Source organism: Stenotrophomonas sp. AB1(2024) (assembly GCF_037482345.1).
Classification (GTDB): domain Bacteria; phylum Pseudomonadota; class Gammaproteobacteria; order Xanthomonadales; family Xanthomonadaceae; genus Stenotrophomonas.
Window position 1 is genome coordinate 128,197 of record NZ_JBBHKO020000002.1, and the last position, 26,578, is coordinate 154,774.

General features: G+C 64.3%; 23 protein-coding genes and 4 pseudogenes. 21 read left to right on the forward strand and 6 right to left on the reverse strand.

The window, feature by feature from the left end:
• Positions 1 to 21: 21 nt before the first annotated feature.
• The 3 genes from WIX41_RS17155 to WIX41_RS17165 all read right to left on the reverse strand — a co-directional run bounded on the left by WIX41_RS17155 (position 22) and on the right by WIX41_RS17165 (position 3,453).
• Positions 22 to 1,170, reverse strand: a complete 1,149-nt coding sequence (locus tag WIX41_RS17155; protein ID WP_339449727.1) for a cellulase family glycosylhydrolase — start codon at positions 1,168 to 1,170, stop codon at positions 22 to 24.
• A 113-nt stretch (positions 1,171 to 1,283) separates the two neighbouring features.
• Positions 1,284 to 2,429 carry an aldose epimerase family protein gene (locus WIX41_RS17160; RefSeq protein ID WP_339449729.1) on the reverse strand — a complete coding sequence of 382 codons (1,146 nt, stop codon included), beginning with the start codon at positions 2,427 to 2,429 and terminating at the stop codon, positions 1,284 to 1,286.
• A 94-nt stretch (positions 2,430 to 2,523) separates the two neighbouring features.
• On the reverse strand, positions 2,524 to 3,453 hold the full coding sequence (locus tag WIX41_RS17165) for a 2-dehydro-3-deoxygalactonokinase (protein ID WP_339449730.1): 930 nt from the start codon (positions 3,451 to 3,453) through the stop codon (positions 2,524 to 2,526).
• A 110-nt stretch (positions 3,454 to 3,563) separates the two neighbouring features.
• Here WIX41_RS17165 and WIX41_RS17170 point away from each other — a divergent pair, with 110 nt between their 5' ends.
• The 5 genes from WIX41_RS17170 to WIX41_RS17190 all read left to right on the forward strand — a co-directional run bounded on the left by WIX41_RS17170 (position 3,564) and on the right by WIX41_RS17190 (position 9,242).
• A complete protein-coding gene (locus WIX41_RS17170; RefSeq protein ID WP_339449732.1) occupies positions 3,564 to 4,565 on the forward strand; it encodes a glycoside hydrolase family 43 protein in 1,002 nt (333 codons plus the stop codon).
• Between the two features lie 451 nt (positions 4,566 to 5,016).
• Positions 5,017 to 6,672: an acetolactate synthase large subunit gene (locus WIX41_RS17175; RefSeq protein WP_339449734.1), complete on the forward strand. Its 1,656-nt coding sequence runs from the start codon at positions 5,017 to 5,019 to the stop codon at positions 6,670 to 6,672.
• A 35-nt stretch (positions 6,673 to 6,707) separates the two neighbouring features.
• Positions 6,708 to 8,090, forward strand: coding sequence for an aldehyde dehydrogenase family protein (locus WIX41_RS17180; protein ID WP_339449736.1), 1,383 nt, complete (start codon positions 6,708 to 6,710; stop codon positions 8,088 to 8,090).
• Positions 8,091 to 8,212: 122 nt separating this feature from the next.
• A complete protein-coding gene (locus tag WIX41_RS17185) occupies positions 8,213 to 8,833 on the forward strand; it encodes a hypothetical protein (RefSeq protein ID WP_339449738.1) in 621 nt (206 codons plus the stop codon).
• 118 nt (positions 8,834 to 8,951) lie between these two features.
• Positions 8,952 to 9,242 (forward strand): hypothetical protein, encoded by a 291-nt coding sequence (locus WIX41_RS17190; RefSeq protein ID WP_339449740.1) that lies wholly within the window; start codon positions 8,952 to 8,954, stop codon positions 9,240 to 9,242.
• 349 nt (positions 9,243 to 9,591) lie between these two features.
• Here the strand turns inward: WIX41_RS17190 and WIX41_RS17195 are convergent, their stop codons facing one another.
• Positions 9,592 to 9,762 carry a LysR substrate-binding domain-containing protein gene (locus tag WIX41_RS17195; RefSeq protein ID WP_409187526.1) on the reverse strand — a complete coding sequence of 57 codons (171 nt, stop codon included), beginning with the start codon at positions 9,760 to 9,762 and terminating at the stop codon, positions 9,592 to 9,594.
• Positions 9,763 to 9,976: 214 nt separating this feature from the next.
• Positions 9,977 to 10,897, reverse strand: coding sequence for an AraC family transcriptional regulator (locus WIX41_RS17200; RefSeq protein ID WP_339449742.1), 921 nt, complete (start codon positions 10,895 to 10,897; stop codon positions 9,977 to 9,979).
• 98 nt (positions 10,898 to 10,995) lie between these two features.
• Here WIX41_RS17200 and WIX41_RS17205 point away from each other — a divergent pair, with 98 nt between their 5' ends.
• The 14 genes and pseudogenes from WIX41_RS17205 to WIX41_RS17265 all read left to right on the forward strand — a co-directional run bounded on the left by WIX41_RS17205 (position 10,996) and on the right by WIX41_RS17265 (position 24,360).
• Positions 10,996 to 11,739, forward strand: a complete 744-nt coding sequence (locus WIX41_RS17205) for an SDR family oxidoreductase (RefSeq protein WP_339449744.1) — start codon at positions 10,996 to 10,998, stop codon at positions 11,737 to 11,739.
• A 47-nt stretch (positions 11,740 to 11,786) separates the two neighbouring features.
• Positions 11,787 to 12,722 (forward strand): patatin-like phospholipase family protein, encoded by a 936-nt coding sequence (locus WIX41_RS17210; protein WP_339449746.1) that lies wholly within the window; start codon positions 11,787 to 11,789, stop codon positions 12,720 to 12,722.
• A gap of 449 nt (positions 12,723 to 13,171) precedes the next feature.
• Entirely contained in the window at positions 13,172 to 14,089 is a 918-nt protein-coding gene (locus WIX41_RS17215; RefSeq protein ID WP_339449748.1) for an alpha/beta fold hydrolase, read from the forward strand.
• Positions 14,086 to 14,553 (forward strand): cupin domain-containing protein, encoded by a 468-nt coding sequence (locus WIX41_RS17220; protein ID WP_339449750.1) that lies wholly within the window; start codon positions 14,086 to 14,088, stop codon positions 14,551 to 14,553. The genes WIX41_RS17215 and WIX41_RS17220 overlap by 4 nt, the downstream gene beginning before the upstream one ends.
• 10 nt (positions 14,554 to 14,563) lie before the next feature.
• Positions 14,564 to 15,175, forward strand: a complete 612-nt coding sequence (locus WIX41_RS17225) for an isochorismatase family protein (protein ID WP_339449751.1) — start codon at positions 14,564 to 14,566, stop codon at positions 15,173 to 15,175.
• A gap of 190 nt (positions 15,176 to 15,365) precedes the next feature.
• A complete protein-coding gene (locus tag WIX41_RS17230; protein WP_339449752.1) occupies positions 15,366 to 18,410 on the forward strand; it encodes a sensor histidine kinase in 3,045 nt (1,014 codons plus the stop codon).
• A 10-nt stretch (positions 18,411 to 18,420) separates the two neighbouring features.
• Complete coding sequence (locus tag WIX41_RS17235; RefSeq protein WP_339449754.1) at positions 18,421 to 19,068, forward strand: response regulator transcription factor; 648 nt, start codon at positions 18,421 to 18,423, stop codon at positions 19,066 to 19,068.
• Positions 19,069 to 19,208: 140 nt separating this feature from the next.
• Positions 19,209 to 19,711 (forward strand): annotated as a pseudogene (locus WIX41_RS17240) (hypothetical protein); the annotation flags it as partial.
• A gap of 167 nt (positions 19,712 to 19,878) precedes the next feature.
• The gene (locus WIX41_RS17245; protein ID WP_409187534.1) at positions 19,879 to 20,727 is read left to right on the forward strand and encodes a S1 family peptidase; all 849 of its coding nucleotides are present in this window, start codon (positions 19,879 to 19,881) and stop codon (positions 20,725 to 20,727) included.
• A 311-nt stretch (positions 20,728 to 21,038) separates the two neighbouring features.
• Positions 21,039 to 22,154 (forward strand): alpha/beta hydrolase, encoded by a 1,116-nt coding sequence (locus tag WIX41_RS17250; protein WP_409187527.1) that lies wholly within the window; start codon positions 21,039 to 21,041, stop codon positions 22,152 to 22,154.
• Positions 22,151 to 23,209 carry an alpha/beta hydrolase gene (locus tag WIX41_RS17255; protein ID WP_409187528.1) on the forward strand — a complete coding sequence of 353 codons (1,059 nt, stop codon included), beginning with the start codon at positions 22,151 to 22,153 and terminating at the stop codon, positions 23,207 to 23,209. The genes WIX41_RS17250 and WIX41_RS17255 overlap by 4 nt, the downstream gene beginning before the upstream one ends.
• A pseudogene (locus tag WIX41_RS17260) lies at positions 23,206 to 23,694 on the forward strand ((R)-mandelonitrile lyase); the annotation flags it as partial. The gene WIX41_RS17255 and the pseudogene WIX41_RS17260, both read left to right, overlap by 4 nt.
• A gap of 30 nt (positions 23,695 to 23,724) precedes the next feature.
• Positions 23,725 to 23,904 (forward strand): annotated as a pseudogene (locus tag WIX41_RS17500) (carboxymuconolactone decarboxylase family protein); the annotation flags it as partial.
• 15 nt (positions 23,905 to 23,919) lie between these two features.
• Positions 23,920 to 24,360 carry a carboxymuconolactone decarboxylase family protein gene (locus WIX41_RS17265; protein WP_431197076.1) on the forward strand — a complete coding sequence of 147 codons (441 nt, stop codon included), beginning with the start codon at positions 23,920 to 23,922 and terminating at the stop codon, positions 24,358 to 24,360.
• Between the two features lie 10 nt (positions 24,361 to 24,370).
• Here WIX41_RS17265 and WIX41_RS17270 read toward each other — a convergent pair whose 3' ends face one another.
• Positions 24,371 to 25,264 (reverse strand): LysR family transcriptional regulator, encoded by an 894-nt coding sequence (locus tag WIX41_RS17270; protein ID WP_339449760.1) that lies wholly within the window; start codon positions 25,262 to 25,264, stop codon positions 24,371 to 24,373.
• A 95-nt stretch (positions 25,265 to 25,359) separates the two neighbouring features.
• Here WIX41_RS17270 and WIX41_RS17275 point away from each other — a divergent pair.
• A pseudogene (locus WIX41_RS17275) lies at positions 25,360 to 25,491 on the forward strand (flavodoxin); the annotation flags it as partial.
• Between the two features lie 87 nt (positions 25,492 to 25,578).
• On the forward strand, positions 25,579 to 26,571 hold the full coding sequence (locus WIX41_RS17280) for an aldo/keto reductase (RefSeq protein ID WP_339449762.1): 993 nt from the start codon (positions 25,579 to 25,581) through the stop codon (positions 26,569 to 26,571).
• Positions 26,572 to 26,578 lie beyond the last annotated feature (7 nt).

Consider the following 26,578-nt stretch of genomic DNA (forward strand, 5'->3'; position numbering starts at 1 on the left):
GCGATGGCGGACGGATGGGTATCAGAAGGCGGGAACGGAGGTGCGCGGGGTCCTGGCGAGCTTGCGGAACAGCTCCGCCTCGCGGGCCCGGTACGGGGTGCCATCGGCCTTGAGCAGGTCGTGGAACCACATGGTGGGCGGCTCCATCGTGTACGGGCGCTGCCAGCTGTCCCACGGGAAGCGGGTCTGGATGGCACCGTCGACGAAGCCCCAATTGATCATGCCGATGTTCTCGCGGCGGGCGATCGGCAGGATGGTGTCCACGTTGGAGCCGGCACCGCGCGCCAGCCACTCGGTGCAGATCAGCGGGCGGCCGTACTTGCGCAGCTGGGCGATGCGGGCCACGAACGCTTCGGGCTGTTCGTAGTTGTGGAAGGTGATCACGTCCGAGCGCTCCAGCTGGGTGCGCTGGATCGAGGTGAGCGAAGCTGCGCCCGGCGACCAGTCATCGCCGATCCACACGCCACTGGTGAGCGGCTGGGTGGGCTTCTTCGAGCGGGCCCAATCGAAGATCTGCGGCAGAAGTTCGGCAATGCGTTCCTGCTCGCCCTTCAGCTGCCTGTCCATGTAGTTGCCGCCGCCGGGGTTGTCCGGCTCGTTCCACAGGTCCCAGGCCAGCACGCGCTTGTCGTTGGCGAACGCGCCGACCACGCCTTCCACGTAGTCGCGGAAATGCTTGTCATTGGCCGGGTCCACCAGCATGTGGCGGCTCGGGCTCTGCACCCAGCCGGAATTGTGCACGCCGGGAATCGGACGGTGCTGCGGGCCCAGCACCGGATCCGGGTCCCAGCAGCTGTCGAACAGCACCAGCATCGGGCGGATGCCGTGCTTTTCAGCGATGCTCAGGAACGTATCCACGCGCTTGATGAAGCCCTGCGGGTCCTGCTGCCACAGCAGGTCGTGCAGGTACACGCGCATGGTGTTCATGCCGAACTGTTCGTGCGCCCAGCGCAGTTCGCGGTCGATCGCTTCCGGGTCGAAGGTTTCAGCCTGGAACATCTCCAGCTGGTTGATCGCGTTGGAGGTGGTGTAGTTGGCGCCGACCAGCCATTCCTGCTTCGCATACCATGCGTCGGCTTCGGCCGGTGTCCAGCGCGCACTTTCGTTCGCATGCGCCATCGGCGCCACGGCGAGCAACGTCGCCAGCAAGGGGGAAAGCCACTTTCGCATGGGATGCATCTCCTTGGGTCATGAACTGCCCGTCCTGGCGTGAACCGGGAGGCGGGCATTACGTGGTGGTAGCGGTGCCGGTACGGTGACCGGCGGGTGCGCGGTGCGCGGGATCAGCGTCGCGGTCTGGCGTCGCGGTCCGTAGAGAAGTCGTAGACGATCCGGTTCAGATAGGTCTCACCCGGCGCCAGCCGCGCCGAGCCGAAGGCCGGCTGGTTGGGCGTGTCCGGGAACAGCTGGGGTTCCAGCGCGATGGCATCGCCCTGGCGGTACACGCGGCCACTCTTGCCCACCGTGCTGCCATCCAGGAAATTGCCCGAATAGAACTGCAGGCCCGGCTGGGTGGACAGCAGCGTCATCACCCGGCCCGAGCGCGGATCGTGCACGCGCGCCACTTCGCGCAGCTCACGCACCGGCGCCTTGCTGATCACCCAGTTGTGGTCATAGCCCTGGCCGTGCAGCAACTGCGGTTCATCGCCCCGGCGCAGGTCGCGGTCGATGGGCTTGGCCTTGCGGAAATCGAACGCCGTTCCTTCCACCGGCTGCAGCACTCCGGTCGGAATCAAGGTCGCATCCACCGGCGTATAGGCGCTGGCCGGAATGGTGAGCTCATGTTCCATCGCCGAGCCGGAGCCCTCGCCGGAAAGATTCCAGTAGGCGTGGTTGCTCAGGTTGACGATGGTGGGTGCATCGGTGGTGGCGCTGTAGTCGATCTCCAGCCGGCCATTGCCTTTCAGCGCATAGGTGGCGGTCACGGTCAGCGTGCCGGGGAAGCCCATGTCGCCATCCGGGCTTACGTGCCGCAGCGTGGCATGGTCGGGCGTGGCTTCCACGATCTTCCAGACCACCTTGTCGAAGCCGCGGGTGCCACCGTGCAGGCTGTTGACGCCGTTGTTGACCGGTACCTGGTAGGTCTTGCCATCCAGCGTGAAACGGCCCTTGGCAATACGGTTGGCAAAGCGGCCGACGATGGTGCCGAAGTACTGCGGCTTGTCCAGCGTGGCCTGAAGATCCTTGTCGCCCAGCAGCACGTCGGCGTACTTGCCATCGCGGTCAGGCACTTCCAGCGAGTGCAGTGCCGCGCCGAGTGTCAGCACCCGGGCCTGCATGCCCGTGCCATCGCGCAGCAGGATCGATTCCACCTGCGTCCCGTCGGCGGTCCTGCCCACCACGGTGCGCTCCTGGGCAGCCGCTGCAGCCACTGCGGAAAGCGCCAGTACGCCCATCAACCCTGCAGTTTTCCCCTTGCCAACACGCATTGCTCAAGACCCCTCTCGATGTCGTGGAGCGTACAAAAACATATAATCAGACAATAGGCACGTTGCGACGCAGCAAGGGTCGTGGGCCAGTGGGTCAGCGAGCAGTGCCGGCCATGATGTGGATGGCTGAAAAGCCGCGTATTACCGCTTCTGCTGATGCAATCGCGTGCGCTTCGATGCCCAGTTCGGCCAACGCTGCCTGGTAGAGGCGCGTGACCGGGCCAGAGCCCACCAATGGCACCGAAGCGCTTCGCAGCGCAGGGAACAGGGCCAATGCATCGGCAATTTCCGCACCCGCCAGCAGGCCGCGCAGGTAGGAACTGGTCTGGTCGCGGGGCAGGGCACCGCGAATCATGCGAGCCCGCACCCCGAAGAGCAGGGCACCGAGCCCGAGCATGCCATTTGCTGCCGTGCGCACGCCTTGTGCGAAGGCCGGCCCGGGCGCTCCCGGGCCCTCCAGTACAGAGGCGAGCAGGCCGCCGCTGGCCAGACGGTCGAACAGCTCGCCCGACATCGAGGTCATGAAGCTCTCCACGCGACCGTTGTTCAGCTGGATCCATTTCGTGTGCGTGCCGGGCAGGGCCACGAGGGCGTCGGGGCCTACGTTGCCGCCGCTGAGCAGACCCAGCAGCTCGGTTTCCTCGCCGCGAAGTACATCCGGCGCGCCATCGACAGCGCGCACGCACGCCATGCCCGGCACGATGCTCACGTCCAGTGTGCCGATGCGGGTTGGCACCAGGCTCTGCGCCACCGTTTCCACACCCGCCGGACAGTCCACGTAGCCCGCATCCACCCAGCCCACGTTGGAGCCAATCATGCCGGCGGCGTACGCGCTTCCCGCGTTGGGCCAGCGCACACGGATCTCGTCGGCGGCGGCCGCCATGCCCTCCCGTTGCAACATTGCCACCCCGGCGGGCGCCTCGTGCGAATCCAGCATCCGGCCATCCGCCCCGAGCAGGTAGGCCCGCAGGTTCGAGCTGCCCCAGTTGATGCCAATGATGCTGTCGATGTCGTGCTGCGGCATGGCGGATCCTTGGACGTAATGGGTGGCGGTTGCCTATTGTCTGATTATATGGTTTGGTTGCGCGGCGCTGGCAAGCCCGCCAGCGCGGCATCCCACGGGAGGGGAACATGGTGAACGGCACGCTTGGTGCGCTGGTGGTTGCGGCGCTTATGCAGGCATCGGCAGGCGCATCCGCCCTCGATCCGGCGAAGGACAATCCGCTGCTGGACTCGGGCCCGGATCCTTGGATCACCAAGGAAGGGCAGGTCTTCTATTACATGGGCACCCACGGCGATCGCCTGGCGATTCGTGCCACCACGGAGCTGTCCAGACTTGCCGAGGCCGAGGAAGTCACTGTGTGGCGTCCGCCGGCAACAGGACCGAATGCCAGGTCGATCTGGGCCCCCGAACTGCACCGCATCGATGGCAAGTGGTACATCTACTACACAGCCGCCGCCAGCGGCGCCGCCGAAGGGCAGGAAGACGCGCATCGCGGCGTGTTCGTGCTGGAGAACAGCGGTGCCGATCCCACCAAGGGCGAATGGCACGACCGGGGCCACCTGGCCACCGCGCACCCCGGCATCGATGGCACCACATTCACCACCAACGGCAAGCGCTACTTCGTCTATTCGCCGTATGTCGGCCCGGACAGCGTGCTGGCCATCGTGGCCATGTCCAATCCATGGACGCTCACTGGTGACGAAACGATCATCGCGCGCCCCGACCAGGCATGGGAACGGCAAGGCGGCCGCCAGATCCTGGAAGGCCCGGAGTTCCTGCAGGGCCCAAAGGGCGATTTGTTCCTGACCTACTCAGGAAGCGCCTGCTGGTCCGATGGTTATGCCATTGGCCTGCTGCACGCCGGGGCGGGGGCCAATCCGCTGGATGCAAAAGCCTGGTCCAAGGCCAACCAACCCATCCTTGCCAAGAACCCGGCAGGCAATGTGTACGCCCCGGGCCACAACGGATTCTTCCGGATGAGCGATGGCACCCCGTGGATCATCTACCACGCCAACCTGGGCCCCGACATGGGCTGCACGGCGAAGCGCTCGCCGCGCGTGCAGCCGGTCCACTGGGACGAGCAGGGCAGGCCCGTGCTGGATTTGCCGGTAGGCCGCGGCCCGGGCAACTGACCGGGCGGGGCAACCCTTCAACGCGGCGCCCGAACCACGAGGGGAGGTTGCCGCACTGCCCGATGGGCCATGGAAGTCACTCTTTGCGAACGCCATGTTGCTTATGCAGGAACTCAAGGCGGTAGGCGGAGCTGGTGATCCGTTCTGGACATTTGGAGGCGGCACCGTGCGGAGATCATCGCGAAGAAGATGTACCACCGAGGACAGCAAGCTACGGCGCGTGACCTGTTCGATCTGTGCACAGTGATTGAACGTGGCTTCTTGGATAGGGCAGACGGTCAGCCTGCCGCCGTTCGCGCCAACACAAGCCCCCAGCCATGGACCGCACCGTCCTGCCGGGTGGTGCCACGGTTCATACGGCCTTACACAGCCCCGGGCGTATAGTCGATCCACACTACGTTTCCCCATGGCACCGAACTCTCCGTAGTTCATCACCGCAAGGATCGACGCAATGCCCAAGGGCTCAGACCTACTGGTCGCCGCACTCGAAAACGAGGGCGTCGACCGCATCTTCGGCGTACCGGGCGAGGAGAACCTCGATTTCCTGGAATCGCTTCGAAACTCCAGCATCGAACTGGTGCTCACCCGGCACGAACAAGCCGCGGCATTCATGGCCGCCACCCACGGTCGCCTCACCGGCAGGCCCGGCGTCTGCCTGGCTACCCTCGGCCCTGGCGCACTGAACTTCTCCACCGGTGCCGCCTACGCCCACCTGGGCGCCTGGCCGATGATCCTCATCACCGGCCAGAAGGCGGTAATGAGTGCCAAGCAGGCCCGCTTCCAGATCGTGGACATCGTGGCGTCGATGAAGCCGCTCACGAAAATGACCCGCCAGATCGTCAGCGCTGCGGCGATTCCCGCCACCGTGCGCGACGCTTTCCGTGTGGCCATGGAAGAGCGGCCTGGCCCGGTCCACCTGGAGCTGCCGGAGGATATCGCCGGCGAGGAAGTGGAAGACGTTCCGGTCGTTCCGGTCCACCCGTTGGAGCGCCCCATTGCCCACGCCGCCGCGCTCGACCGGGCAGCAGAAGCGATCCTGGCCGCCAAGCGCCCGTTGGTGATGATCGGCGCGGCCTGCAGCCGGCCGTGGCTGACCGAACCGCTCTCCACCTTCGTAGCCCGCACCCGGCTGCCGTTCTTCAACACCCAGATGGGCAAGGGCGCCGTTACCGGCGGTTCCAACCTGTACATGGGCACGGCCGCACTTTCCGAAGGCGACTATGTCCACGAGGCCGTGGCGCGCGCGGACCTGATCATCGCCATCGGCCATGACACGGTCGAAAAGCCGCCGTTCCTGATGAAGGGCAAGGGCGGGCCCAAGGTCATCCATGTCGGCTTCCAGTCCGCCACGGTCGAACAGGTCTACCACCCGGATATCGAGGTGATTGGTGACATCGGCGCTGCCGTCGATGGCCTGGCCGAGCGGCTGGAAGGCAAGCTCGCGGAAGACCAGGGCATGGTCGACCTGCGTCAGAAGATCCTCTCCCGCCTCAACGACCGCGCCGAGGAAGACCGCTTCCCGGTTACCCCGCAGCGGCTGGTGCATGACGTGCGCGAGGCCATGCCCGAAGACGGCATCGTCTGCCTGGACAACGGCATGTACAAGATCTGGTTCGCCCGCAATTACCGCACGCATGTGGCCAACACGCTGCTGCTCGACAACGCGCTGGCAACGATGGGGGCAGGGCTCCCATCGGCCATGATGGCCTCGATGCTGTATCCAGAGCGCCGCGTGCTGGCGGTCTGCGGCGATGGCGGCTTCATGATGAACTCGCAGGAAATGGAAACCGCCGTGCGGCTGGGCCTGAACCTGGTGGTGATCATCCTCAACGACAGCGCCTACGGCATGATCCGCTGGAAGCAGGCGGTGGATGGCTTCGAGGATTTCGGCATGCGCTTTGGCAACCCCGATTTCGTACGCTACGCAGAAGCCTATGGCGCCAAGGGCAGCCGGGTAACGGCGATAGATGAACTGGTGCCCATGATCGAGGCCGCCTTCGCCGGCGGTGGCGTTCACCTGCTGGATGTGCCCATCGATTATTCCGAAAACACCCGCGTACTGGTCGACGAACTGCGCAACCGCACACCCGACGTGGGTTGTGCGTGAGCGGTGCCGTTGACGCCCACTACAAGGAATCCCCGATGTTGACCGTAGTACAAGCCTTCGACCGCACCCCCATCCAGGAAATCCCCTTCGACGATGCCACCGCACTGGAGCGCAAGCTCAGCGCCGCCGGGCGGGTGTTCAAGGACCGCGACGGCTGGCTCAAGCCGCACCAGCGCATCGCCATCCTGCGCAAGCTGGCTGCATTGATGGAAGCCCGGCGCGACCACCTCGCCATGCAGATCGCACGTGAAGGCGGCAAGCCGCTGCCCGATGCCATCATCGAAACCAACCGCGCCATCGACGGCGTGCACAACGCCGCAGACGAGCTGCGCAACTTCGCCGGCCGCGAAATTCCGATGGGCCTGTCGGCGGCGGCCGAGAACCGCTGGGCGTTCACCACCCGCGAGCCCATCGGCATCGTTGCCGCCATCTCGGCGTTCAACCACCCGTTGAACCTCATCGTCCACCAGGTTGCGCCAGCCATCGCGGTCGGCTGCCCGGTCATCATCAAGCCGGCCTCCACCACGCCGCTGTCGTGCCTTGAGTTCGTGGCGATGGTCCACGAGGCCGGCCTGCCGGAGCCCTGGTGCCAGAGTTTCGTTCCGGAAGGCAACGCCTTGGCCGAAGCACTGGCCACCGACAAGCGCGTCGGTTTCCTGAGCTTCATCGGCTCGGCCCGGGTGGGCTGGTCGCTGCATGCCAAGCTCGCACACGGCGCACGCTCGGCGCTGGAGCATGGCGGCGTTGCGCCGGCCATCGTGGACCGCAGCGCGGACCTGGCCAGGATCATCGAGCCCATCGTCAAGGGCGGTTATTACCATGCCGGACAGGTCTGCGTTTCCACCCAGCGTATTTTCGTGCACAACGACATCGCCGAAGACTTCACCCAGGAACTCATCGCCCGCGTCGAGACGCTGCGTACCGGCGACCCCACCCTGAAAGACACCGAAGTGGGTCCGCTGATCCAGCCGCGTGAGGCAGACCGGGTGGCCGAATGGATCGACGAAGCGGTGAAGGGCGGCGCGCAGCTCGCCACCGGCGGCAAACGCCTCTCCGAGACCACCCTGCAGCCCACCGTGCTGCTCAACCCGGCCAACGATGCACGCATCACCACGCAGGAGATTTTCGGCCCGGTGGTGGCGGTATATCGCTATGCCGAGCTTGACGAGGCCATTGCCCGTGCCAACGCCCTGCCCACCGCGTTCCAGGCCAGCATCTTCGCCCAGGATATCGATGTTGCCATGCGCGCGGCCAACCGCCTGGATGCTTCGGCGGTGATGATCAACGACCCCACCGCCTTCCGCACCGACTGGATGCCGTTCGCGGGCCGCAGGGAATCGGGCTACGGCACCGGCGGCATTCCGTACACCATGCGGGACATGTCGCAGGAGAAGATGATCCTCATGCGCAGGAGCTGAGTTCAAGCCCAGAAACCGTATGTTTTCTGGGTGGCGCACAGTAGTTGTACGGGCGCGCAGGGGTAGGGCAGCTGATGCAATAGGTAGGCATCCGCCGCCCGGCCCCCGTTCTGGAGATTTCCATGCGCATCCTCGCCCTGTCGTCTTCCGTCACGCTCATCGTCGTTGCGCTCGCCACCGGCGGGTGCCAAAGCACCCCCTCGGCTCAAACAGAGTCGCCGCCGCCGGCCCGGTCGCTGCCTGGCCCGGTCACCGCCGCGTCCGCCGGGGTGACATTACAGGGCCAGATCACCGCCCTCGACAAGAGTAGTCGTGCGGTGACGGTCACCGGCGCCGATGGCAGCAGCCTGTCCTTCGTGGCCGGCCCCGACGTGCGCAACTTCAACCAGTTGAAGGTGGGCGACAATGTAACCCTCGATTACCGGGCAGCCGTCGCGCTGGATCTGCAACCGGCCGGCAGCGGCGAAGTGGGCGTGACCACCTCGCAGGCCGGCACCGTTCCGGTCAGGGGCGCCACCCCGGGCGGGGCCAGGTCCAACACCGTCAACATCGTCACCGAAGTGGTGGCCGTGGACCCGGTAGCCAACACCATTGCCCTCAGAGGGCCGAGCGGAAACACCCAGCTCATCGCCGTCGAACGCGAAGACCTGCGCGCAAAGCTGCCCAGCGTGAAGCGGGGCGACCTGCTGAGAATCTCCTATACCGAAGCGGTCGCGCTGGGCATTCGCCGCGACAGCCCCTGAAACAACGGCGGGGGAGGCCCGGGGCAGGTGAGTGCATCCCTGCTCCGGTGGGGCCCTTGACGGCCCAGGACATTGCCTTGAAGATCGGCGCATTCAGCCTGCCGTCCAAGGATCGACCATGTCTGGCTTCATCGGTGAGCTGTTGGAAGGCATTGTCGATTTCGTTACCGACATCTGGGTGCTTCGCCGGCAGCGCGCCGCGAACAATCGGGCACAGAACGCCTGGGGCCAGGATGCGGCAGATACTGCTGTGTTCAACGCCTGGGTAATCAGCCTGTCAGTCCTGGCCCTCGCCGCCGGCAGCGTGATGTTCTTCATGCTCAAACTGCCGCCGTGGCTGAGCCTGGTGCCGGTTGTCGCGGGCGGCGTATACGTAGGCTACCGCTGGATTGCGCTGACCCGCGCCTGACTACCCGGAATCCCGACACGGGGGTAGAGCGGACTGCTGGTCCGCTGCTTTACGCGACGTCCTTTCCGCCCATTCCCTGCCTGAAGCTCTGCGGCCTCTGGCTCCATGCCCTGGGCATCGAGCCTGGCACCCGGCTTTATGTCGAGACAAAGCCAGGGGTCATTGTGCTTTCGGTGGATGCGCCAGCCACAGCCAGTGCAACTGCGGTTGCATATCGAAAGCTGGAGCGCGGTCACATCACACTCGACATGCAGTGAAGGTGCAGTCGCACGAGTCGTTGAGTGTCCGCTTTTGGCCTTGGATTCAACCGGTCGACGCATAGCAGCCATTCCATTCGAATTCCGTGGTATCACGTCCGTGCAAGCCGCTCACGCAGAAACTCGATGAACCGCTGCGTCTTTGCCGGAAGCAGGCGGGTTTCGGTGATGGCGTAGACCGACATGGGCTTGCCGTGCCATGCGGGCAGGATCCGACGCAGTTTCCCGCTGGCTAGCTCATCGGCAACGATTTCCTCCGGCATAGGGGCATGAGGCCACCGCTCCGCCACATCCTCATGCTGGCTTCTCGGCGGTGTCCTACGTATTCCTTGATTCGGAAACGGGGATCAACAATCGCGACAACATTGGCACCCGCAACCTGATTACCAGGAGCCCATCATCGAGGAGGGGGATTATTATCGGGGAGGGTGGATGTCCATTCTCGGCCGCAGGGCATCATCCGACCCGAAGCGGACGTCAGGGCGCACGGGAGCGTACTTGGCGTCTCTCCCGGGCGTAGCCACTCGGCGAGCGACCCACGTAGCGAGTGAAGGCCGTACTGAACGTACTCGCCGACGAATAGCCAACGCGCTCGGCTACCTTCTCGATTACCAAGTCCTGACGATCGAGAATGTCCTTCGCGATCGCCATGCGCCAGGCGAGCAGGTACTCCATCGGCGGCATGCCGACCGCGCGGGTAAAGCGCTGGAAGTAGGCCGACCTCGACAGCGCCGCGACCTTGGCCAATTGCTCCACCGTCCAGGCACGCGAAGGATCGCGGTGCATCTCGCGGATCGACAGGGCCAGGCGCTCGTCCGCCAGGCCGCGCAGCAGGCCTGCCGGCGCAGCGTCGCCCGGTGCCGCGCGCAAGGCTTCGATAAGCAGGACCTCGACCAGTCGGGTCAGGATGAGGTCGCGCCCCGCCCGCGATTGCATGGCTTCCTCGCGCACAAGGCGCACGAGCACACCGAAACGGTCTTCGCCCCGGACGTGAATGACCGGTGGGAGCAGTGTTACCAGCAACGCCGTGTCCGGCGAATCGAAGACGAAATAGCCACCCAGCATGCGCACCTCTGGCTCTCCCTCAAGGGCGCCATGACGCATTTCATGACCTTGATCCATGACGGTGGCGGGGTCGATGTCCTGCGGCTCGACAGGCTCGAACCCGGACAGAACAAATCCCGGTGTCGCGGGCAGGAACACGAAGTCGCCCGCTTCCAGGCGCAGCGGGTCCGCACCGCCGACCTGCAGCAGGCACGTACCGTCGGTCACCACGCAAAAGCCAGGGTGTCCGAATGGCGCGTAGCGGACGCCCCATTGCCCGGCGCCGGAAATGCTCTTGCCCATGACCTTGGCGGGTCGAAGCAGGGTGATCAGTTCGGCGAGGGGGTCGGTCATGGCAGGACTATGGCCAATGTTTCGCGGACTCTACAGTATCGATAGTCCTTTGTCGTGAACCTATCGTGGTCACACCCAACCACCACGGAGTTCCTGCAATGAAGACTGTCCTGATCACGGGTTGTTCCTCCGGCTACGGGCTGGAAACCGCCCGTTACTTCCACGAGCGCGGATGGAAGGTCGTCGCAACGATGCGCCGGCCCAATCCCGCCCTCCTGCCCGCGTCCGACCGCATCAGGCTGGTCGCGCTGGATGTCACCGATGCCGATAGCATCGCGCGGGCCGTCGCCGAGGCTGGTCCGATTGATGTGCTCGTCAACAACGCGGGCATCGGTGTCGTCGGCGCCTTCGAGGCTACGTCGATGCAATCGGTGCGCGAGGTGTTCGAGACCAACACGTTCGGCACGATGGCGATGGTGCAGGCCGTGATTCCGCAGATGCGCGAGCGCCGGGCAGGCACGATCGTGAATGTCACCTCGAGCGTCACCCTGGCCAGCATGCCGCTCGCTGCCGCCTATACGGGCAGCAAGACCGCAGTCGAAGGCTTCACGGGTTCGCTGGCGCATGAACTGAGCGCGTTCGGCATCCGGGTCAAGCTGGTTGAACCCGGCTACGGCCCGACGACGCGGTTCGCCGAGAACGGGGCCGAGCGCATGAACGGTCTCATCCCCGACACCTATGCGGACTTCGCGCGTCCGATCTTCGAAGCCTTCGCCCGTCCGCAGGCGACGACGCAACCCCAGGATGTGGCCGAAGCGGTGTGGCGGGCCGTGCACGACGCTACCGACCAGTTTCATTTTCCGGCTGGGGCCGATGCCGTCGCATTGGCGGGGCCGCAGTGAACGCGGCGGCACAACTGGCTCGGTCTGGAAAGCGGCCGCAGTATTGGATGTCGGCTCTCGGATCGCTTCTGGCAGCGGCACTCGCCGCCGCTGCATTGGCAGCGGCAGGACATTCCCGCGAAGCTAGGGTACGACCGCTCACTCCGCTCAGGCTGGAGACGGTTCGTCAACACGCCGTTGCGGCGTCCAATACCGACCAGCCCGTCGCGTTGGTGCTCGGTGGCGGTGGACTGCGCGGCTTCGCACACATCGGCGTGCTGCGTGCGCTCGAGGAGCACGGGATCCGACCGGATATCGTGGTCGGCACCTCCGCGGGCGCGCTCGTAGGTGCCGCCTACGCCAGCGGCGCGACCGTCGAACAATTGGAAGCCGCTGCAACGAGCATCGACGTGCCCGCGCTGATCGACTTGACCCTGGACGAGGGCGGCTTGATGCGCGGCGACGAGATTGCGCGTTGGGTGGATGGCGCAACTCAAGGGAGGCGGATCGAGGATTTCCCAATACGCTTCGGTGCTGTCGCGACCGATCTCGAGAGCGGTGATGCCGTTGTGTTGGCAGCGGGCGCGCCTGGAGATGCTGTTCGCGCTTCGGCGGCCGTACCAGGCGCGACCGTGCCCGTAGTCTATCCCGGCGGCAGTCTCGTGGACGGTGGCGTCAGCAGTCTGGTGCCAGTGCGCTTTGCGCGCGCGATGGGCGCCCGTGCCGTCATTGCGGTGGACATCTACTGCAATGACGGCGAGCCCATGACGCTGTCAGCCGCTGGCGTGCTCCGACGCTCCATGCACCTGCAGACGTGTCAGTTGGCGGATCCGGAATTGAGCGAAGCCGACATCGTCATCCGGGCAACTGTGCCAATGCCAAAGATGTCCGAGGCCAGTTCAAGGCAAAAGGCGATGGATGCGGGTTATGAAGCTGCCAGTGCGACCCTGGAGAAGCATGGGAGCGCTTCGTATCCGAGGGCATCTTTGGACTTTCAGGGCTAGCGTCCGCTTCTGGCCTTGGATTCAACCGGTCGAGGCGCCGCTTCATGGATCCGCAGCTGATTGAAGTGCTGGACCTGAAGATCACACTGTTGCTGCCCGGTCACTGAAATGGCGGAGTTGAGCCGGGCCTTACCTCAGCACGCCGGAGCGCTCCGCGAGTCCTCCACGTGCTCGTCACCGAACGGCATCGCCGGCGGAAGCGAACCATCGTGGTCGGCACGCATGACCATTTCCAGCCGATACCGTCGTATCAGTGTGTCGTTACGTTGGGTCCCGCACAACGCACAGCGGGCTTAGGCTGCTTCGGCCAAGTACTTTGAGGAGGCGCGCAGGGGCGCCATACCCATTCGGGTACTGCGATCAGACCCAGGTTGGGGTAGGGCCCAGCCCCGCGCAGCAGGATACTGAGCATCACATTCGCAGAGCCTTGCTGGCTCGAGGGAGACGTGATGTTCAGATCTATGTTCTTGGCAATGGCGCTCTGCATCTCGGCATCCGCGGTCGCGAAGGTCCCACCGTTTCCTGCCGGGTTCCAGTCCCGTGACGTGACCGCGAATGGCGTGACGCTCCATGTGCATGTGGGAGGGGAGGGGCCGGCGGTGCTGCTGCTGCACGGATATGGTGAGTCCGGCGACATGTGGGCACCGCTTGCAGCAGCGTTGAAAGACAATCACACGGTCATCGTGCCCGATCTGCGAGGGATGGGGCTTTCATCGCATCCAGCCGACGGCTTCGACAAGCTGACCCAGGGCCGTGACATGCAGGCACTACTCACCGGGCTTGGAGTCGAGCATTTCGACGTGGTGGCGCACGACATCGGCAACATGGTCGCCTTTGCGCTGGCAACCCAGCAGCCAGATCGAATTGGTCACCTGGTCTTGATCGACGCGCCTGTCCCTGGCGTCGGCCCTTGGGATGAAATCCTGAAGATGCCGATGTTGTGGCACTTCCGGTTTGGCGGCCCGGATATGGAGCGGTTGGTCGCCGGACGCGAGCGCATCTACCTGGACCGGTTCTGGAACGAGTTTTCGGCGCATCCCGACCGTTTCGACGAGCAATCGCGCCAACACTATGCCGCGCTCTACGCCCGTCCCGGCGCAATGCGCTCGGGCTTCGCGCAGTTCGCTGCTTTCGACCAGGACGCCGTCGACAACCGGGCTTGGTTGGCGGCAGGCAATCGGCTCTCCATGCCGGTCCTTGCACTCGGTGGCGAAAAATCGTTCGGTGCGACCATGGCCGTGGTGATGCGCGCCGCCGCATCGAACGTCACCGAGGGCATCATCCCGGACTCCGGCCACTGGATCATGGAGGAGAATCCGCAGGCAACGGTTAGCCGGATCGTATCGTTCCTGGGGAATGAACCGTGAGCACGCGCTCGCTCTGCGCCGCGTTGTGCGGCGTCGTCCTGGCTCTCACGGCGGCGGCCGATACCGGGGTAGAGCGAGCCCGGCTTTCGCCGGCCGAGATCGCCAGCCTGGGCAAGGGCGGTGCGGGGCCTGGGACTTCCGGCGTTGCGGGCATCCGCACGACCGTTCTGTTTGGCGACCCCACCAGGTCGGGCCCCTACACCATAGAGATTCGTGTTCCGCCGCATACCCGGATCGCGGCACATACGCACCGCGACCGACGCAGCGCGGTGGTGGTCAGCGGTAGTTGGTACTTCGGTTACGGCACTGCATTGAGCGACGACCGGCTCAAGCTGCTGCCGGCGGGCGGTTTCTACACCGAGCCGGCGGGCGACGCGCACTTCGCAATAACCCGCGACGAATCGGCGGTGGTCTACATCACCGGCGAAGGACCGACAGACACGCACTTCACCAAGGTTCACTGAAGGAGTCGCCATGAGAACCCTACAGAATGTCCGGGATCCAATCGAGGACAAGCTGCTGACGCCGCAGAACGCAGCGCTGCTGATCATCGACTTCCAACCGGTCCAGGTCGCCTCGATCGTGTCGATGGAACGTCGCGAACTGATCGCGAATGTCGTCGCCGTGGCCAGAGCGGCGAAGCTCTATGGTCTGCCCATTGTCCTGTCGACGGTCAACGTCGCCACCGGCCTCAACACGCCGACCATCCATCAGCTCACGGACGTGCTGGGCGAGATTGAAGCCATCGACCGTACTTCGATCAACGCGTGGGAGGACGAGGATTTCGTCACCACAGTCAAGGCGACCGGCAGGAAGAAGCTGATCATGGTCGCGCTGTGGACCGAGGTCTGCCTTGCCTTTCCAGCCCTGGATGCGCTTGAAGAGGGCTTCGATGTCTATCCGGTAGTGGATGCCGTAGGCGGCACATCGGTAGTCGCCCACCGCGCCGGACTCGAGCGGATCGCGCAGGCCGGCGCGCGACCCATCACCTGGATCCAGCTGGCCTGCGAGCTGCAGCGCGACTGGGCCAGGGAAGCAACCAGGGCCGGGTTCGTCGACGTGGTCTTCTCCTCAATCCATCCCTGAAATGGTGGGGGCTTTTGTCGCCGAGGGTACATGGGTTGACCGGTCGTGTCAGGGAAGGAGCAAGTGTGTCGTTGGCCCCCGGAGCGCAGTTGAATAGGCCTGGGCAATTGTGGAAACTATGGGCACCTCCAGTACCGGCATCACTGAAGGGCTCCGGCAGCTGCCGACGAGGCATAAGGGTGGCAGTGCAATGACCCCGTCCCGCACAGTCTCGATGGGCCTGGTGCTGCTCCTGGTGGCAGGGTTGTCTTTCACGTCGATTTCCCATGCGCAGATGTCCCCGCCTGGCTTTGCGAGGTTCAAGCATGTGCGGGCCGCCGCAGACGACGGCGCGCCCGATGGCCTGCTGCGGATCGCGCAGACCGATGATGGGTATCTGTGGCTCGCGGGCGATTCGCTTTATCGCTTCGACGGCGCCACGTTCGAACTGATCGATTGGCGCGAAGGATCGGGGAAGCGACATGCATCTCCGTCGGCGCTCATGGCCGGCGAGCGCGGGGAGCTATGGGTAGGCTTGCGGGATGCCGAAGGGGTGGCCGTGTATCGTGATGGAGCCCTCCACGACATGCACATGCCCGACCCTCCGCGAGGCTTGGCCGCATTTGCGAAAACGCCTGATGGGACAATCTGGGCGTCCTCGCTTGGACTGGATAAGAGACTGCTCCGCCTGCGCGGCTCCCGCTGGGAACGCGTGGACGAACAACTGGAACTGCCCCCCGGGTACATCATGGACCTGGTCGTTGCCCGTGATGGCGGGCTATGGATCGCATTGGGTGCCGAAGATGGGGGAAGCGGCGTGCTGGCGCTCCTTGCACCCGGTGCAGACCGCTTCCGCAAAATGGAGGCACGGTTGTCCGGACGCCCCAAGATCGGCCTCGACCGGAATGGCACATTGTGGGCGTCGGATGCTGCCGGCACCCGCATGCTTTTCGGCCCCGATGGCGCGCCGTCCAAGGCGGGCATCGTCTTCCCTGCGGTATCCGGAGCTTCGAGAGCCGCCTTCACGTTCGACCACTACGGCGGGCTTTGGGGCACGACCGGGGCAGTTGGAATATTCCACGTAGCGGAGCCCTTTTCGCCACGCGGCGCGGCTGACTCCGGCATTCGCCGGTTTCGTGCCGCCGATGGCCTTACTTCCGACATCAGCTATGCGCCATTTGTGGATCGGGAGAACAATGTCTGGATTTCCACGGAGAGCGGAATAGATCAGTTCCGGCGCGCCAGCGCGATACAGGATGCGGCTGTCCCGGCAGATCCAGCACATGGATTGACCATCGCGAAAGCACGCGATGGCAGTGTTTACATCGCATCGCAGCGAACACTGTTTCATGTACCTCCGGGAGGGAATCCGAAGCCGATCCGGACGTTGGACAATGACGAGGTGTCGATATGCTCCGCGCGCGATGGCGGCGTATGGGTGCTGGAGCGAGGGCGTACCCTCTCGATTCACGGCTCACAGACGACCGTCACAGCCGGGCACCCCGGTGGCGACGCCAAGATCGCCTGCGCGGAAGATGGCGCCGGGCGCCTTTGGCTGGGGCTCACCAGCGGCAAGCTCATCTGGCGCGACGGAGATGGCTGGCACGAGCCCGAAGGCGAGCTGGCCAGGCTCGATGTCTGGGACCTCACCACCACGCCAGCCGGCGACCTTGCCGTGATCGTGCCACCGGGTGCTGTCCTCCTGCATGGTGATCGTCTCGAAACCATCCCGCTCAGCCCCACCGGCATCGGCACGCCATGGGCTGTCCTCCCCGGCAATCTTCCCGGCTCCCGGGATCTCTTCGTCAGCGGCAGCGCCGGACTGACGAGGCTGCGTGGCAATCAATTACGCCAGTTGGATGGGAAGCGATTTCCTTGGATCACCTGGATGCGGACGCTGCAGCAGACTGCGAACGGCGAAACCTGGCTCTTCAACCGTAACGGCGCCTACAAGGTGGCTACCGTCGACTTCGATCGCGCCTTTGACGACCCGCAGGCACCCCTTCCCTTCACGAAACTGGACGCGCTGGATGGCCTGGCCAGTACGGTTCAGCACGGCGGGTTCGCGGGTGCGCAAAGCGTTCTGGCCGGGGATGGCAGGATCTGGTTTCTAAACCGGCAGGGCGCGGCATTCCTGGACCCGGAAAATCTTCCGTCGAACAAACTTCCGCCACCGGTCACCATTCGCTCCCTTGCCAGTGGGGGGCGCATCTGGCGCGACCCGGCGAACCTTGCTCTTGCAGCCGGAACGCGTACTATCGACATCACTTACGCCGGGTTGAGTTTCACCGTACCGCAGCGGGTGCGCTTCAGGTACAGATTGGAGGGCGTTGACGAACATTGGGTCGATGCGGGCGCTCGACGTATGGTTTCCTACTCAAACCTCGGGCCGGGACAATATCGTTTCCAGGTCATGGCCAGGAACAACGACGGCGTCTGGAACCAGACCGGCGCGGGGCTCAACTTCGAGATCCAACCGACGTTCGTCGAAAGTTGGCCGTTCAGGCTGTTGTGCGCCTTCGCGCTGACAGCGCTTCTGTGGCTCGCCTATTCGATGCGGCTGCGCGTCGTGGCGCGCGGCGTCAGATTGAGAATGGCCGAGCGCATCGAGGAGCGCGAACGGATCGCACGCGAGCTGCACGATACGCTCCTCCAGGCCATCCAGGCCCTCACCCTTCGTTTTCAGCTCGCCGCTGACGACCTGCCGCCCGGATTGGCAGGTCGCGCATCACTCGTCGCGGCGATCGACATGGCCGACCAGGTGATCGCCGAAGGGCGCGACCGTGTACGGGAGCTGCGGACGCAACAGGAGGGCAACGTCGAGCAGGTCATCTGCGATTTGATTGGGCGAACCGGGTTCGATCCCGCCATCGACTTCGCCATTTCGGTTGGCGGGTCGCCGCGCGGACTGGATCCTCTCGCGCTGGAAGAGGTGAGCAGCATCGCGGGGGAGGCCCTCCACAATATTCGACAACATGCCGCGGCGACCCGCGTCACCGTGGAGATCCGGTTTGGTTCGAGCTTCGTCCTGCGGCTGGCGGACGACGGGGTGGGGATCGATGCGCCTATCGCTGCACATGGTGCCAAGGAAGGACATTTCGGGCTCGTTGGAATGGCCGAGCGTGCGCGGAAGCTTCGCGGCCGTCTGGTCGTACGAGCTGGCGCCGACGGCGGAACGGAGGTCGTGCTGACAGTACCGGGGTCCATCGCCTACAAACGCGAAGAGCGGCGCTCCTTCGGGCGCTTCGGACTATGAGGAGTTCCTGATGTCGCATGCAGCCTTGGATCCGCCGCCCATTCGCGTCCTCGTCGTTGACGACCACGTGATGATGCGCGACGGCATCAGCACGCTTCTTAACCGGCAGACGGACATGGAGGTGGTTGGGGAAGCCGCCAACGGCGCCGAAGCAATCGCGCAGTTTCGACAGTTGTCTCCCGACGTAACGCTGATGGATGTGCAGATGCCCGGTGTTGGCGGCGTTGAAGCCATCGTCGAGATCCGTCGGTTCGCCGCTGATGCCAGAATCCTGGTGTTGACGACTTATCCCGGCGACGCGAACGCTGTGCGGGCGTTACGCGCCGGCGCTGCGGGCTACCTGCTGAAGAACGGAATCCGGTCCGAACTGGTCGACGCGATTCGCTCGGTGCATTTGGGTCGCCGCGCTGTTTCTGCGGGCATTGCACAGGAGATCGCGACGCACGCGCTTGACGAGCCGTTGACCCAGAGGGAAATCGCTATTCTTCGGCTGGTTGCCAGCGGGCACGCGAACAAGCAGATAGCCGTGCACCTGAACCTTTCGGTCGAAACGATCAAGGCACAGTTGAAGATGATTTTCAGCAAACTCGGCGTACATGACCGCACGCATGCAGTGACACTGGCCGCGCGCCGCGGTTACATCGACCCATTCGCTTGAAGCCGCCGGAGACGCGCACCATTTGTTCCGTACGGCCGCCAGTCGCCCTGCGGGACGTACACTCCGCCTGAGACGCCTTTGCCGAGGCATCGCCACGCCTTCGACCCACCCGCGCAAGCATGTGGCAGCAGCATCATGCCATGGGCAACCGCTACGAAGTCGCAGCGCAATGGCACACCGAGCTGGCCTATGAAGTGCGCGAGCGCCGGTTCTGGAGCGAGGCAGGTATCAGATTGGTGCAGATTGGCGCACCACGGGCATACTCAATGGCCCAGGTGGCCCGTATACTGGGTCATCCACAGTACCCTTCTGACCCGCTGGAAGCGGGAGGTGCAGAAACCGGGAGCGGTCGCTTTCGTTGGCACCGGAACGCCCCGAGACGAAGAGTTGGTCCGATTCAAACGCGAGTAGGCGCGGGTGAAGAAGGAACGGGATTTTTTGCGAGAAGCGGCGACGTTCTTTGCAAAGGGATCACCCTGAGTATCAGGTGATCGAACGTTGCCGCGATGAGTTTCCGAATCGGCTGATGTGCCAATGCCTGAAGGTGCCGGCCAGCGGCTACTACGAGTGGAATCAGCGACCTCCCAGCGCCAGACAACTGGAAAACCATCGCCGGGTGGGGCGGATGCGTGATGCGCGTGGCAAGGGATGGGTTCCTGGCCTCAGACCTCATTTCCTGGCTTTCGTCGCAGCCAACCTCGTCTTGTCAGAAACAGGTCCGGCGTTGAGGCCGCTCCGGCTATAGTGCGACGAGCCTCGCAAGGCATTGCGGGTGGTCATCCGATGAATACCTGCAAGGAGAGCGGACACATGAATCGCGGGCTTTTGGTTGCTCTTTTCATCCTGCCGTTCGCGGCGAACGCCGTCGTCATCCGTAGCGATGTTGACGATTCAAAGTATCGGATAGCGCAATCTGAATTTCCGGCGCTGGCAGACATGCCCGGCGAAGGGCATGGCGTCCTCATCGCGCGGAAGTGGGTCGTCACCGCAGCACATGCGGCTCCCATGGAAGGTATGGACGCCGAGATTTCGGTCAACGGAAAGGGGTACAAAGTAGCTCGGGTAATCGTCCATCCTGGCTACAAACGCATGCCCGACGCGTTGGGCCAGGAGGCCTTGAAGACGGGCGATCCGTCCAGGATTCACGCCTTTCTGGCAGGTTCGGATGACATGGCTTTGATCGAGCTCGAAACGCCAGTGGAGCAAATTACACCGGTAGCTCTTTATCGCGGCAGCGATGAAGTCACGGAAGTCGCCATGTTTGTAGGGAAAGGGGCAACCGGCAATGGCATCGAAGGGCAGAGTCCCAACGCTCCACATCGTGGCGTGATGAGGCGGGCCTACAATTCCATTACTGGAGCTGACGATCGCTATGTCTGGTATCGATTCGATCCCCCCGCACAAGGCCTGCCGCTCGAGGGTGTGTTGGGAAGCGGCGACAGCGGTGGCCCGCTCGTTGTGCATAGGCAGGGTGCCTGGCAACTCATTGGCCTGGGATCGTGGATCACGGCGGTTCCAGAGCACGCCCTGGAGGCCGGCTTCTATGGACAAATGGTCTACAACGTCCGCATATCGCGATATGTGACGTGGATCGATGGCGTGATGTGCGCGGCGGATGGCGGCTCTTGTACAAAGGCTGGCCAACCCCTTAACCCTTAAAGCGTGCTGGGTGAAGACCACCGCGAGGGCCGTTTATGGCCGAAACGGGCATGTGCCTTCTCCAGAAACACTGCTCAGTTGCGGAATTCCCCAAAATAGGTCGTAAACCCGAAGCGCCGGCTCCACCCCAGCCCGCTGCCCCGCCAAACGGCTCTGTAGTGAAGAGCGGCTCGAAGACCGGCGCAGATGTGCAGAGCCATATCATAGGCCGGAATATATATCTCCCATGCATTAGTCATATGCCATTCCTGCGCTTTTTCTATCATTCCCCCGCACGTAGATTCTCCTGACTATCGGTCACGGAGTGGTCCATGCAGACTCGCACCATCCCCCGCACTGTGGGGCCCGGCCTGGGGGCTACCTTGACCTGCATTACGGTCCTGCTCTTTGCCGCGACCGCCATGGCCAGCGAGCCGCTGCAGATCCAATCGCAAGGCAGTTTCATCGCCGGCGGCACGGCGCAGCAGCAGCCCGGCGCTTTCGATCCGTTGATACCCACCAAGCCGGATGGCCAGAGCTACCACGGCGATCATGTCTATGCCTTTTACCAGGTGCCGGTAGATGCGCGCCCGCTGCCGATCGTGATGTGGCACGGCGCTGGCCAGTCGTCTAAAAGCTGGGAAACGACCGCCGACGGCCGCGAAGGCTTCCAGAATCTATTCCTGCGTCGTCGCTTCACGACCTACCTGATCGATCAGCCAAGGCGCGGCAAAGCCGGCCGAAGCATGGTCGGGTCCACGCTCAAGCCGGTAGCGGACGATCAGATGTGGTTCAACCAGTTCCGCATTGGCCTCTGGCCCGACTACTTTGCTGGCAGCCAGTTCCCGAAGGGCGAGACCACGCTTGACCAGTTCTTCCGCTCGATCACGCCCAATACCGGGCCGTATGACATCGGGGTGGTCTCCGAGGGGGTAGCCGCTTTGTTGCAGAAGACCGGGCCAGCGATCCTGTTTACGCATTCGCAGGCGGGAGGCCCGGGCTGGATGACGGCGATAAAGAGCCCGAACGTGCGCGCCATCGTTGCCTTCGAGCCCGGTAGCAGTTTCGTGTTCGCCAGGGACGACGCACCGGCACCGATCCCCAGCGCCTTCGACACCGTCGCACCGGTCGTGGTATCGGCTGAGGAGTTCAAGGCGCTGGCACGGATCCCCATCCTGGTGCTTTACGGCGACAACATCCCCGAAAAACCCGTTCGCCTACCCGCGCAGGACAGCTGGCGGGCACGCCTCGAAATGGCCCGTGCATGGCGCGACGCCGTCAACCGGCAAGGTGGTGATGTAACCCTGATCCATCTGCCGGACATGGGAATTCACGGCAACAGCCACTTCCTGTTCTCGGACCTCAACAGCGTCCAGATCGCCGATCTGGTGGGCGATTTCCTGGAGAAGAAACATTTGGACCGCCCGGACGGGGAGCACCCCGAATGAAGCACCTCATGCGCGCCACGCTGTTGGCGATGTCTCTAGGCTTGGTGGCAGGCAACGCCTCTGCTGCCGACTACAAGCTGAACCCTTACACCTTGGCCTATGACGGGGCGATCACGCGCAACACGCCCGATCAAGTGAACATCCATCCAGTGACCTATTCGCTGGATGGCATCGAGATCGCGGCCAACTTTTACACGCCGGCCAACTTTGACCCTTCGCGGAAATACCCAACCGTCGTTGTCGCCCACCCCAATGGCGGGGTGAAAGAGCAGGTGGCCGGCCTGTACGCGCAGCGCCTGGCCGAGCAGGGCTACATCGCGATTACCGCCGATGCGGCCTATCAGGGCGCAAGCGGCGGCCAGCCCCGCAGCGTGGATAAACCTTCCCACCGCATTGAAGACATCCATGGCATGGCGGACTACATGAGCCGTTTCCCCTGGGTGGACAACGCACGCCTGGGTCTGCTGGGCATCTGCGGTGGCGGGGGTTACTCACTCGCGGCGGCGCAGACCGACAAGCGCTTCAAGGCCGTGGCAACGATCAGCATGTTCAATTCCGGCCGCGTGCGCCGCAACGGCTACGTGGATTCGCAGCTGCAGACGATCCAACAGCGGCTGCAGCAGGCCTCGGATGCACGCGCGCAGGAGGTGGCCGGCGGTGAGGTGCTGTACTCAGGCGATGCCAACCTTACAGATGAGCAGATCGCCAAGCTGCCCTATGACCTGTACCGGCAGGGCTATGAGTATTACTGGAAGACCCACGCCCACCCCAACTCCACCTTTCGCTACACCACCAGCAGCCTGCTGGACCTGATGCGGTTCGACGCCACCAACCAGATCGAGCTGATCAACCAGCCGCTGCTGATGATTGCCGGCAGCAAGGCCGACAGCCTGTACATGACCCAGGACGCCTTCGCCAGGGCGACCGGCACCAACGACAGGGAGCTGGTGCTGCTCGACGGCGCCACGCATATCGAGACCTATTGGGTACCGCGTTATGTGGACGCCGCAGTGGGCAGGCTGACTACCTTCTACGCCCGGACCCTCACGCCATGACCCACCAACGTACATCCTCCGGCCGCAATGCGGTGCTTGGCCTGGCATTGAGCGTGGCGGCACCGTTCGCCGGCGCGGCTGAATCGCCAACGCAGCAGATCACCCGTGCCGGCACGCAGACGTCCTTCGCTGGCGCTGCAGACAATTTCGTCGGCAAGGTACGAGTGGACCCGTTGTTCGCGGCCGATAAAGACGTGCAGGCCTCGGCCGCCCATGTCAGCTTCGCGCCTGGGGCGCATTCGGCATGGCACACCCATCCAGCCGGCCAGCGTTTGGTGGTGACCTCCGGTGTTGGGCTCACCCAGGAGTGGGGCAAACCGGTGCAGCAGATCCACGCGGGCGATGTGGTGGTGTGCCCGCCCGGCGTGAAGCACTGGCACGGTGCGGCGCCGCACAGCGCCATGACCCATCTGGCGGTGACCGGCGTGGCCGAGGGCAAGACGGTGATCTGGCTGGAGCAGGTCAGCGATGCGCAGTACGGCGAGGCGGCTGCGACTGTCGATGCGCCGGTTGCGGGCGCGCTGTCGGCCCGCCAGCAAGCGATACCGCTGATCACCGCTGCCGCCGCCACCAGCAACATACCCCAGCTCAACGCAGCGCTGAACCGGGGGCTGGATGCCGGGCTCAGCATCAGTGAAGCTAAAGAGATCTTGGTACAGGTGTATGCCTATGCCGGTTTCCCGAAGAGCCTCAACGCCTTGAATGAGTTGATGGCAGTGGTGGAGACGCGCAAGGCGCAGAGCATTGCCGACGCACCCGGTCAGCCGCCAAGCGGCGAGATTCCGGTGGGCGACGCGCTGCGTGCAGTGGGCACCGCCAACCAGACCCGCATTTCCGGTGCCCCGGTAAAGGGGCCGGTCATGGCGTTCGCGCCGGTCATCAACCAGTTCCTGCAGACGCACCTGTTCGGCGACATCTTCGAGCGGGACAACCTGGACTGGCAAAGCCGCGAACTGGCCACGGTGGGCGCACTGGCAGCCATGCCCGGCGTGGAGGCGCAGCTGCGTTCGCACATGGCGGCCAGCCAGCGCGTGGGGCTGAGCCGGGCGCAGCTGGAACATGTAGCCGAGCTGCTGGCCCATAGCGGCGACGCAGCGGCATCCGTCCGTGCCGCGCAGGCGCTGGAACAAACCCGGGCACCTTCGCCCTGATCAACTGCACTCAGCTCCGGTAGCGCAGCGCATCGCGCAACAGCGTGAACGCCGGCGAGGATTGCCGGCGGCTGGGGTAGTACAGGTGGTAACCGGGGAAGGAGGGGCACCAGTCCTGCAGCACGTGCACCAGTGTGCCGGCCTGCACGTGTGGGCGTACCAGGTCCTCGGGCATGTAGGCCAGACCCAGCCCTTCCAGTGCCGCGCCCAGGCGCAGGGCGATGTTGTTGAACACCAGCTGGCCCTCCACCCTGACTTTGAGCTCCTGGCCCTTCTTCTCGAACTCCCACGCGAAGATGCCGCCGTGGGTGGGCAGGCGGATGGTGATGCAGTTGTGTCGGGTGAGATCGTGCGGGGACTTCGGCTTCGGGTGGCGCTGGAAGTAGGCAGGCGAGCCCACCACGGCCATGCGCAGGTCGGGCCCGACGCGCACGGCGATCATGTCCTTGGCCACCTGTTCGCCCATGCGGATGCCGGCATCAAAGCCTTCGGCCACGATGTCGGTAAGGCCGTAGTCGACGATCACTTCGATGTTGAGGTCCGGGTGCCCGGGCAGCAGTCTGCCCAGCACCGGCTGCATGACGGTGAGCGCGGCGTGTTCGCCGGCAGTAATGCGCAGGCGGCCGGCGGGCTTGTCGCGGAAGGCGTTGAGCTGGGCCAGCTCGATATCGATTTCCTCGAAGCGCGGCGCGATCACCCGCAACAGCTGCTCGCCCGCTTCGGTGGGGGAAACGCTGCGGGTGGTGCGGGCGAGCAGGCGCACGCCAAGGCGCTCTTCCAACTGGCGCATGGACCGGCTCAGCGCCGGCTGGGACATGCCCAGCTGGGCGGCGGCGCGGGTAAAACTGCGCTCACGTGCCACCAGGGCGAACATCGCCAGTTGGTCGTAGTTCTCGACACTCATTGATGCGCTCCGGATATAAGCGATATCCGATTATGCCTCTGCAAGCATGCATCGTGGGGCGTAGATTGCATCCATGACGATTCCATCCCCAAACCCTGGCCGCCGGGCGGCAGGAGCGCGACGACGGCGTTGAGCCTGCGTTGCGCGCAGGCATTGCTGATATCGCCCGCTACGACACGGTGTACCTGGGCTTTCCGATCTGGGGTGAAACCGCGCCGCCGATCATCTGTACGCTGCTGTTCAGGAGCGCAGAACCATGGAGACCGTCAAGGCCTGGTTGGACACTCCGCCCACTGTTCGATGAGGAACCCACGATGAAAACCCGCATTCTTGGACAAGGCCTTGAAGTCTCCGCCCTCGGCCTGGGCTGCATGGGCATGAGTTCGGGCTATGGCCCGGCGGCGGACATGCGCGCGATGATCGCGCTGATCCGCACAGCGGTGGAGCGCGGGATTACCCACTTCGACACCGCTGAAGCCTATGGTCCGTTCGCCAATGAAGAACGGGTGGGTGAGGCGCTGGCGCCGGTGCGCGATCAGGTCGTGATCGCCACCAAGTTCGGCTTCGATATCGACCCGGTGACCGGTGCGCGCGGGCCGGGCACCAACAGCCAGCCGGCGCATATCAAGGCGGCGGTGGAGGCCAGCCTCAAGCGGTTGCGCACCGACCGCATCGATCTGCTGTACCAGCATCGGGTAGACCCGGCAGTGCCGATTGAGGACGTAGCCGGTGCGGTGAAGGAACTGATTGCGGAAGGAAAGGTTGGGCACTTCGGGCTGTCCGAAGCAGGATTGCAGACCATCCGCCGGGCGCATGCCGTGCAGCCGCTGACTGCCGTGCAGAGTGAGTACTCGCTGTTCTGGCGCGAGCCGGAAAATGAGCTGCTGCCGCTGCTGGAGGAGCTGGGCATTGGCTTCGTGCCGTTCAGTCCCCTGGGGGCGGGTTTCCTGACGGGCAAGATCGACGAGCACACGCAGTTCGACGCGAGCGACTTCCGCAACGTGGTGCCGCGCTTCTCCGCTGAGGCACGTCGGGCCAACATGGCGTTGGTGGACGTGGTGAAAGCGATGGCAACTGGGAAGGGCGTCACGCCTGCGCAGGTGGCGTTAGCCTGGCTGCTGGCGCAGAAGCCGTGGATCTCACCGATTCCCGGGACCACCAAGCTGCATCGCCTTGACGAGAACCTGGGTGCCCTGGATCTGATGCTGGACCAGGCCGACCTGATACGCATCGATGAGGATGTTGCTCAGATCCGCATCACTGGCGCGCGCTTGCCGGACGCTGCGCTGAAGATGACGGGCAACTAGGTGTGTA

What these genes read in the sequence shown, in the direction of transcription:
- WIX41_RS17195 (WP_409187526.1), bottom strand. Translation starts at nt 9,762, where the DNA reads ATGCCGGAGGAAATCGTTGCCGATGAGCTAGCCAGCGGGAAACTGCGT.
- WIX41_RS17155 (WP_339449727.1), bottom strand. Translation starts at nt 1,170, where the DNA reads ATGCGAAAGTGGCTTTCCCCCTTGCTGGCGACGTTGCTCGCCGTGGCG.
- WIX41_RS17235 (WP_339449754.1), top strand. Translation starts at nt 18,421, where the DNA reads ATGTCGCATGCAGCCTTGGATCCGCCGCCCATTCGCGTCCTCGTCGTT.
- WIX41_RS17185 (WP_339449738.1), top strand. Translation starts at nt 8,213, where the DNA reads ATGCGCATCCTCGCCCTGTCGTCTTCCGTCACGCTCATCGTCGTTGCG.
- WIX41_RS17175 (WP_339449734.1), top strand. Translation starts at nt 5,017, where the DNA reads ATGCCCAAGGGCTCAGACCTACTGGTCGCCGCACTCGAAAACGAGGGC.
- WIX41_RS17200 (WP_339449742.1), bottom strand. Translation starts at nt 10,897, where the DNA reads ATGACCGACCCCCTCGCCGAACTGATCACCCTGCTTCGACCCGCCAAG.
- WIX41_RS17280 (WP_339449762.1), top strand. Translation starts at nt 25,579, where the DNA reads ATGAAAACCCGCATTCTTGGACAAGGCCTTGAAGTCTCCGCCCTCGGC.
- WIX41_RS17250 (WP_409187527.1), top strand. Translation starts at nt 21,039, where the DNA reads ATGCAGACTCGCACCATCCCCCGCACTGTGGGGCCCGGCCTGGGGGCT.
- WIX41_RS17190 (WP_339449740.1), top strand. Translation starts at nt 8,952, where the DNA reads ATGTCTGGCTTCATCGGTGAGCTGTTGGAAGGCATTGTCGATTTCGTT.
- WIX41_RS17270 (WP_339449760.1), bottom strand. Translation starts at nt 25,264, where the DNA reads ATGAGTGTCGAGAACTACGACCAACTGGCGATGTTCGCCCTGGTGGCA.
- WIX41_RS17265 (WP_431197076.1), top strand. Translation starts at nt 23,920, where the DNA reads ATGGCAGTGGTGGAGACGCGCAAGGCGCAGAGCATTGCCGACGCACCC.
- WIX41_RS17205 (WP_339449744.1), top strand. Translation starts at nt 10,996, where the DNA reads ATGAAGACTGTCCTGATCACGGGTTGTTCCTCCGGCTACGGGCTGGAA.
- WIX41_RS17180 (WP_339449736.1), top strand. Translation starts at nt 6,708, where the DNA reads ATGTTGACCGTAGTACAAGCCTTCGACCGCACCCCCATCCAGGAAATC.
- WIX41_RS17165 (WP_339449730.1), bottom strand. Translation starts at nt 3,453, where the DNA reads ATGCCGCAGCACGACATCGACAGCATCATTGGCATCAACTGGGGCAGC.
- WIX41_RS17230 (WP_339449752.1), top strand. Translation starts at nt 15,366, where the DNA reads ATGACCCCGTCCCGCACAGTCTCGATGGGCCTGGTGCTGCTCCTGGTG.
- WIX41_RS17210 (WP_339449746.1), top strand. Translation starts at nt 11,787, where the DNA reads ATGTCGGCTCTCGGATCGCTTCTGGCAGCGGCACTCGCCGCCGCTGCA.
- WIX41_RS17245 (WP_409187534.1), top strand. Translation starts at nt 19,879, where the DNA reads ATGAATCGCGGGCTTTTGGTTGCTCTTTTCATCCTGCCGTTCGCGGCG.
- WIX41_RS17215 (WP_339449748.1), top strand. Translation starts at nt 13,172, where the DNA reads ATGTTCAGATCTATGTTCTTGGCAATGGCGCTCTGCATCTCGGCATCC.
- WIX41_RS17160 (WP_339449729.1), bottom strand. Translation starts at nt 2,429, where the DNA reads ATGCGTGTTGGCAAGGGGAAAACTGCAGGGTTGATGGGCGTACTGGCG.
- WIX41_RS17225 (WP_339449751.1), top strand. Translation starts at nt 14,564, where the DNA reads ATGAGAACCCTACAGAATGTCCGGGATCCAATCGAGGACAAGCTGCTG.
- WIX41_RS17255 (WP_409187528.1), top strand. Translation starts at nt 22,151, where the DNA reads ATGAAGCACCTCATGCGCGCCACGCTGTTGGCGATGTCTCTAGGCTTG.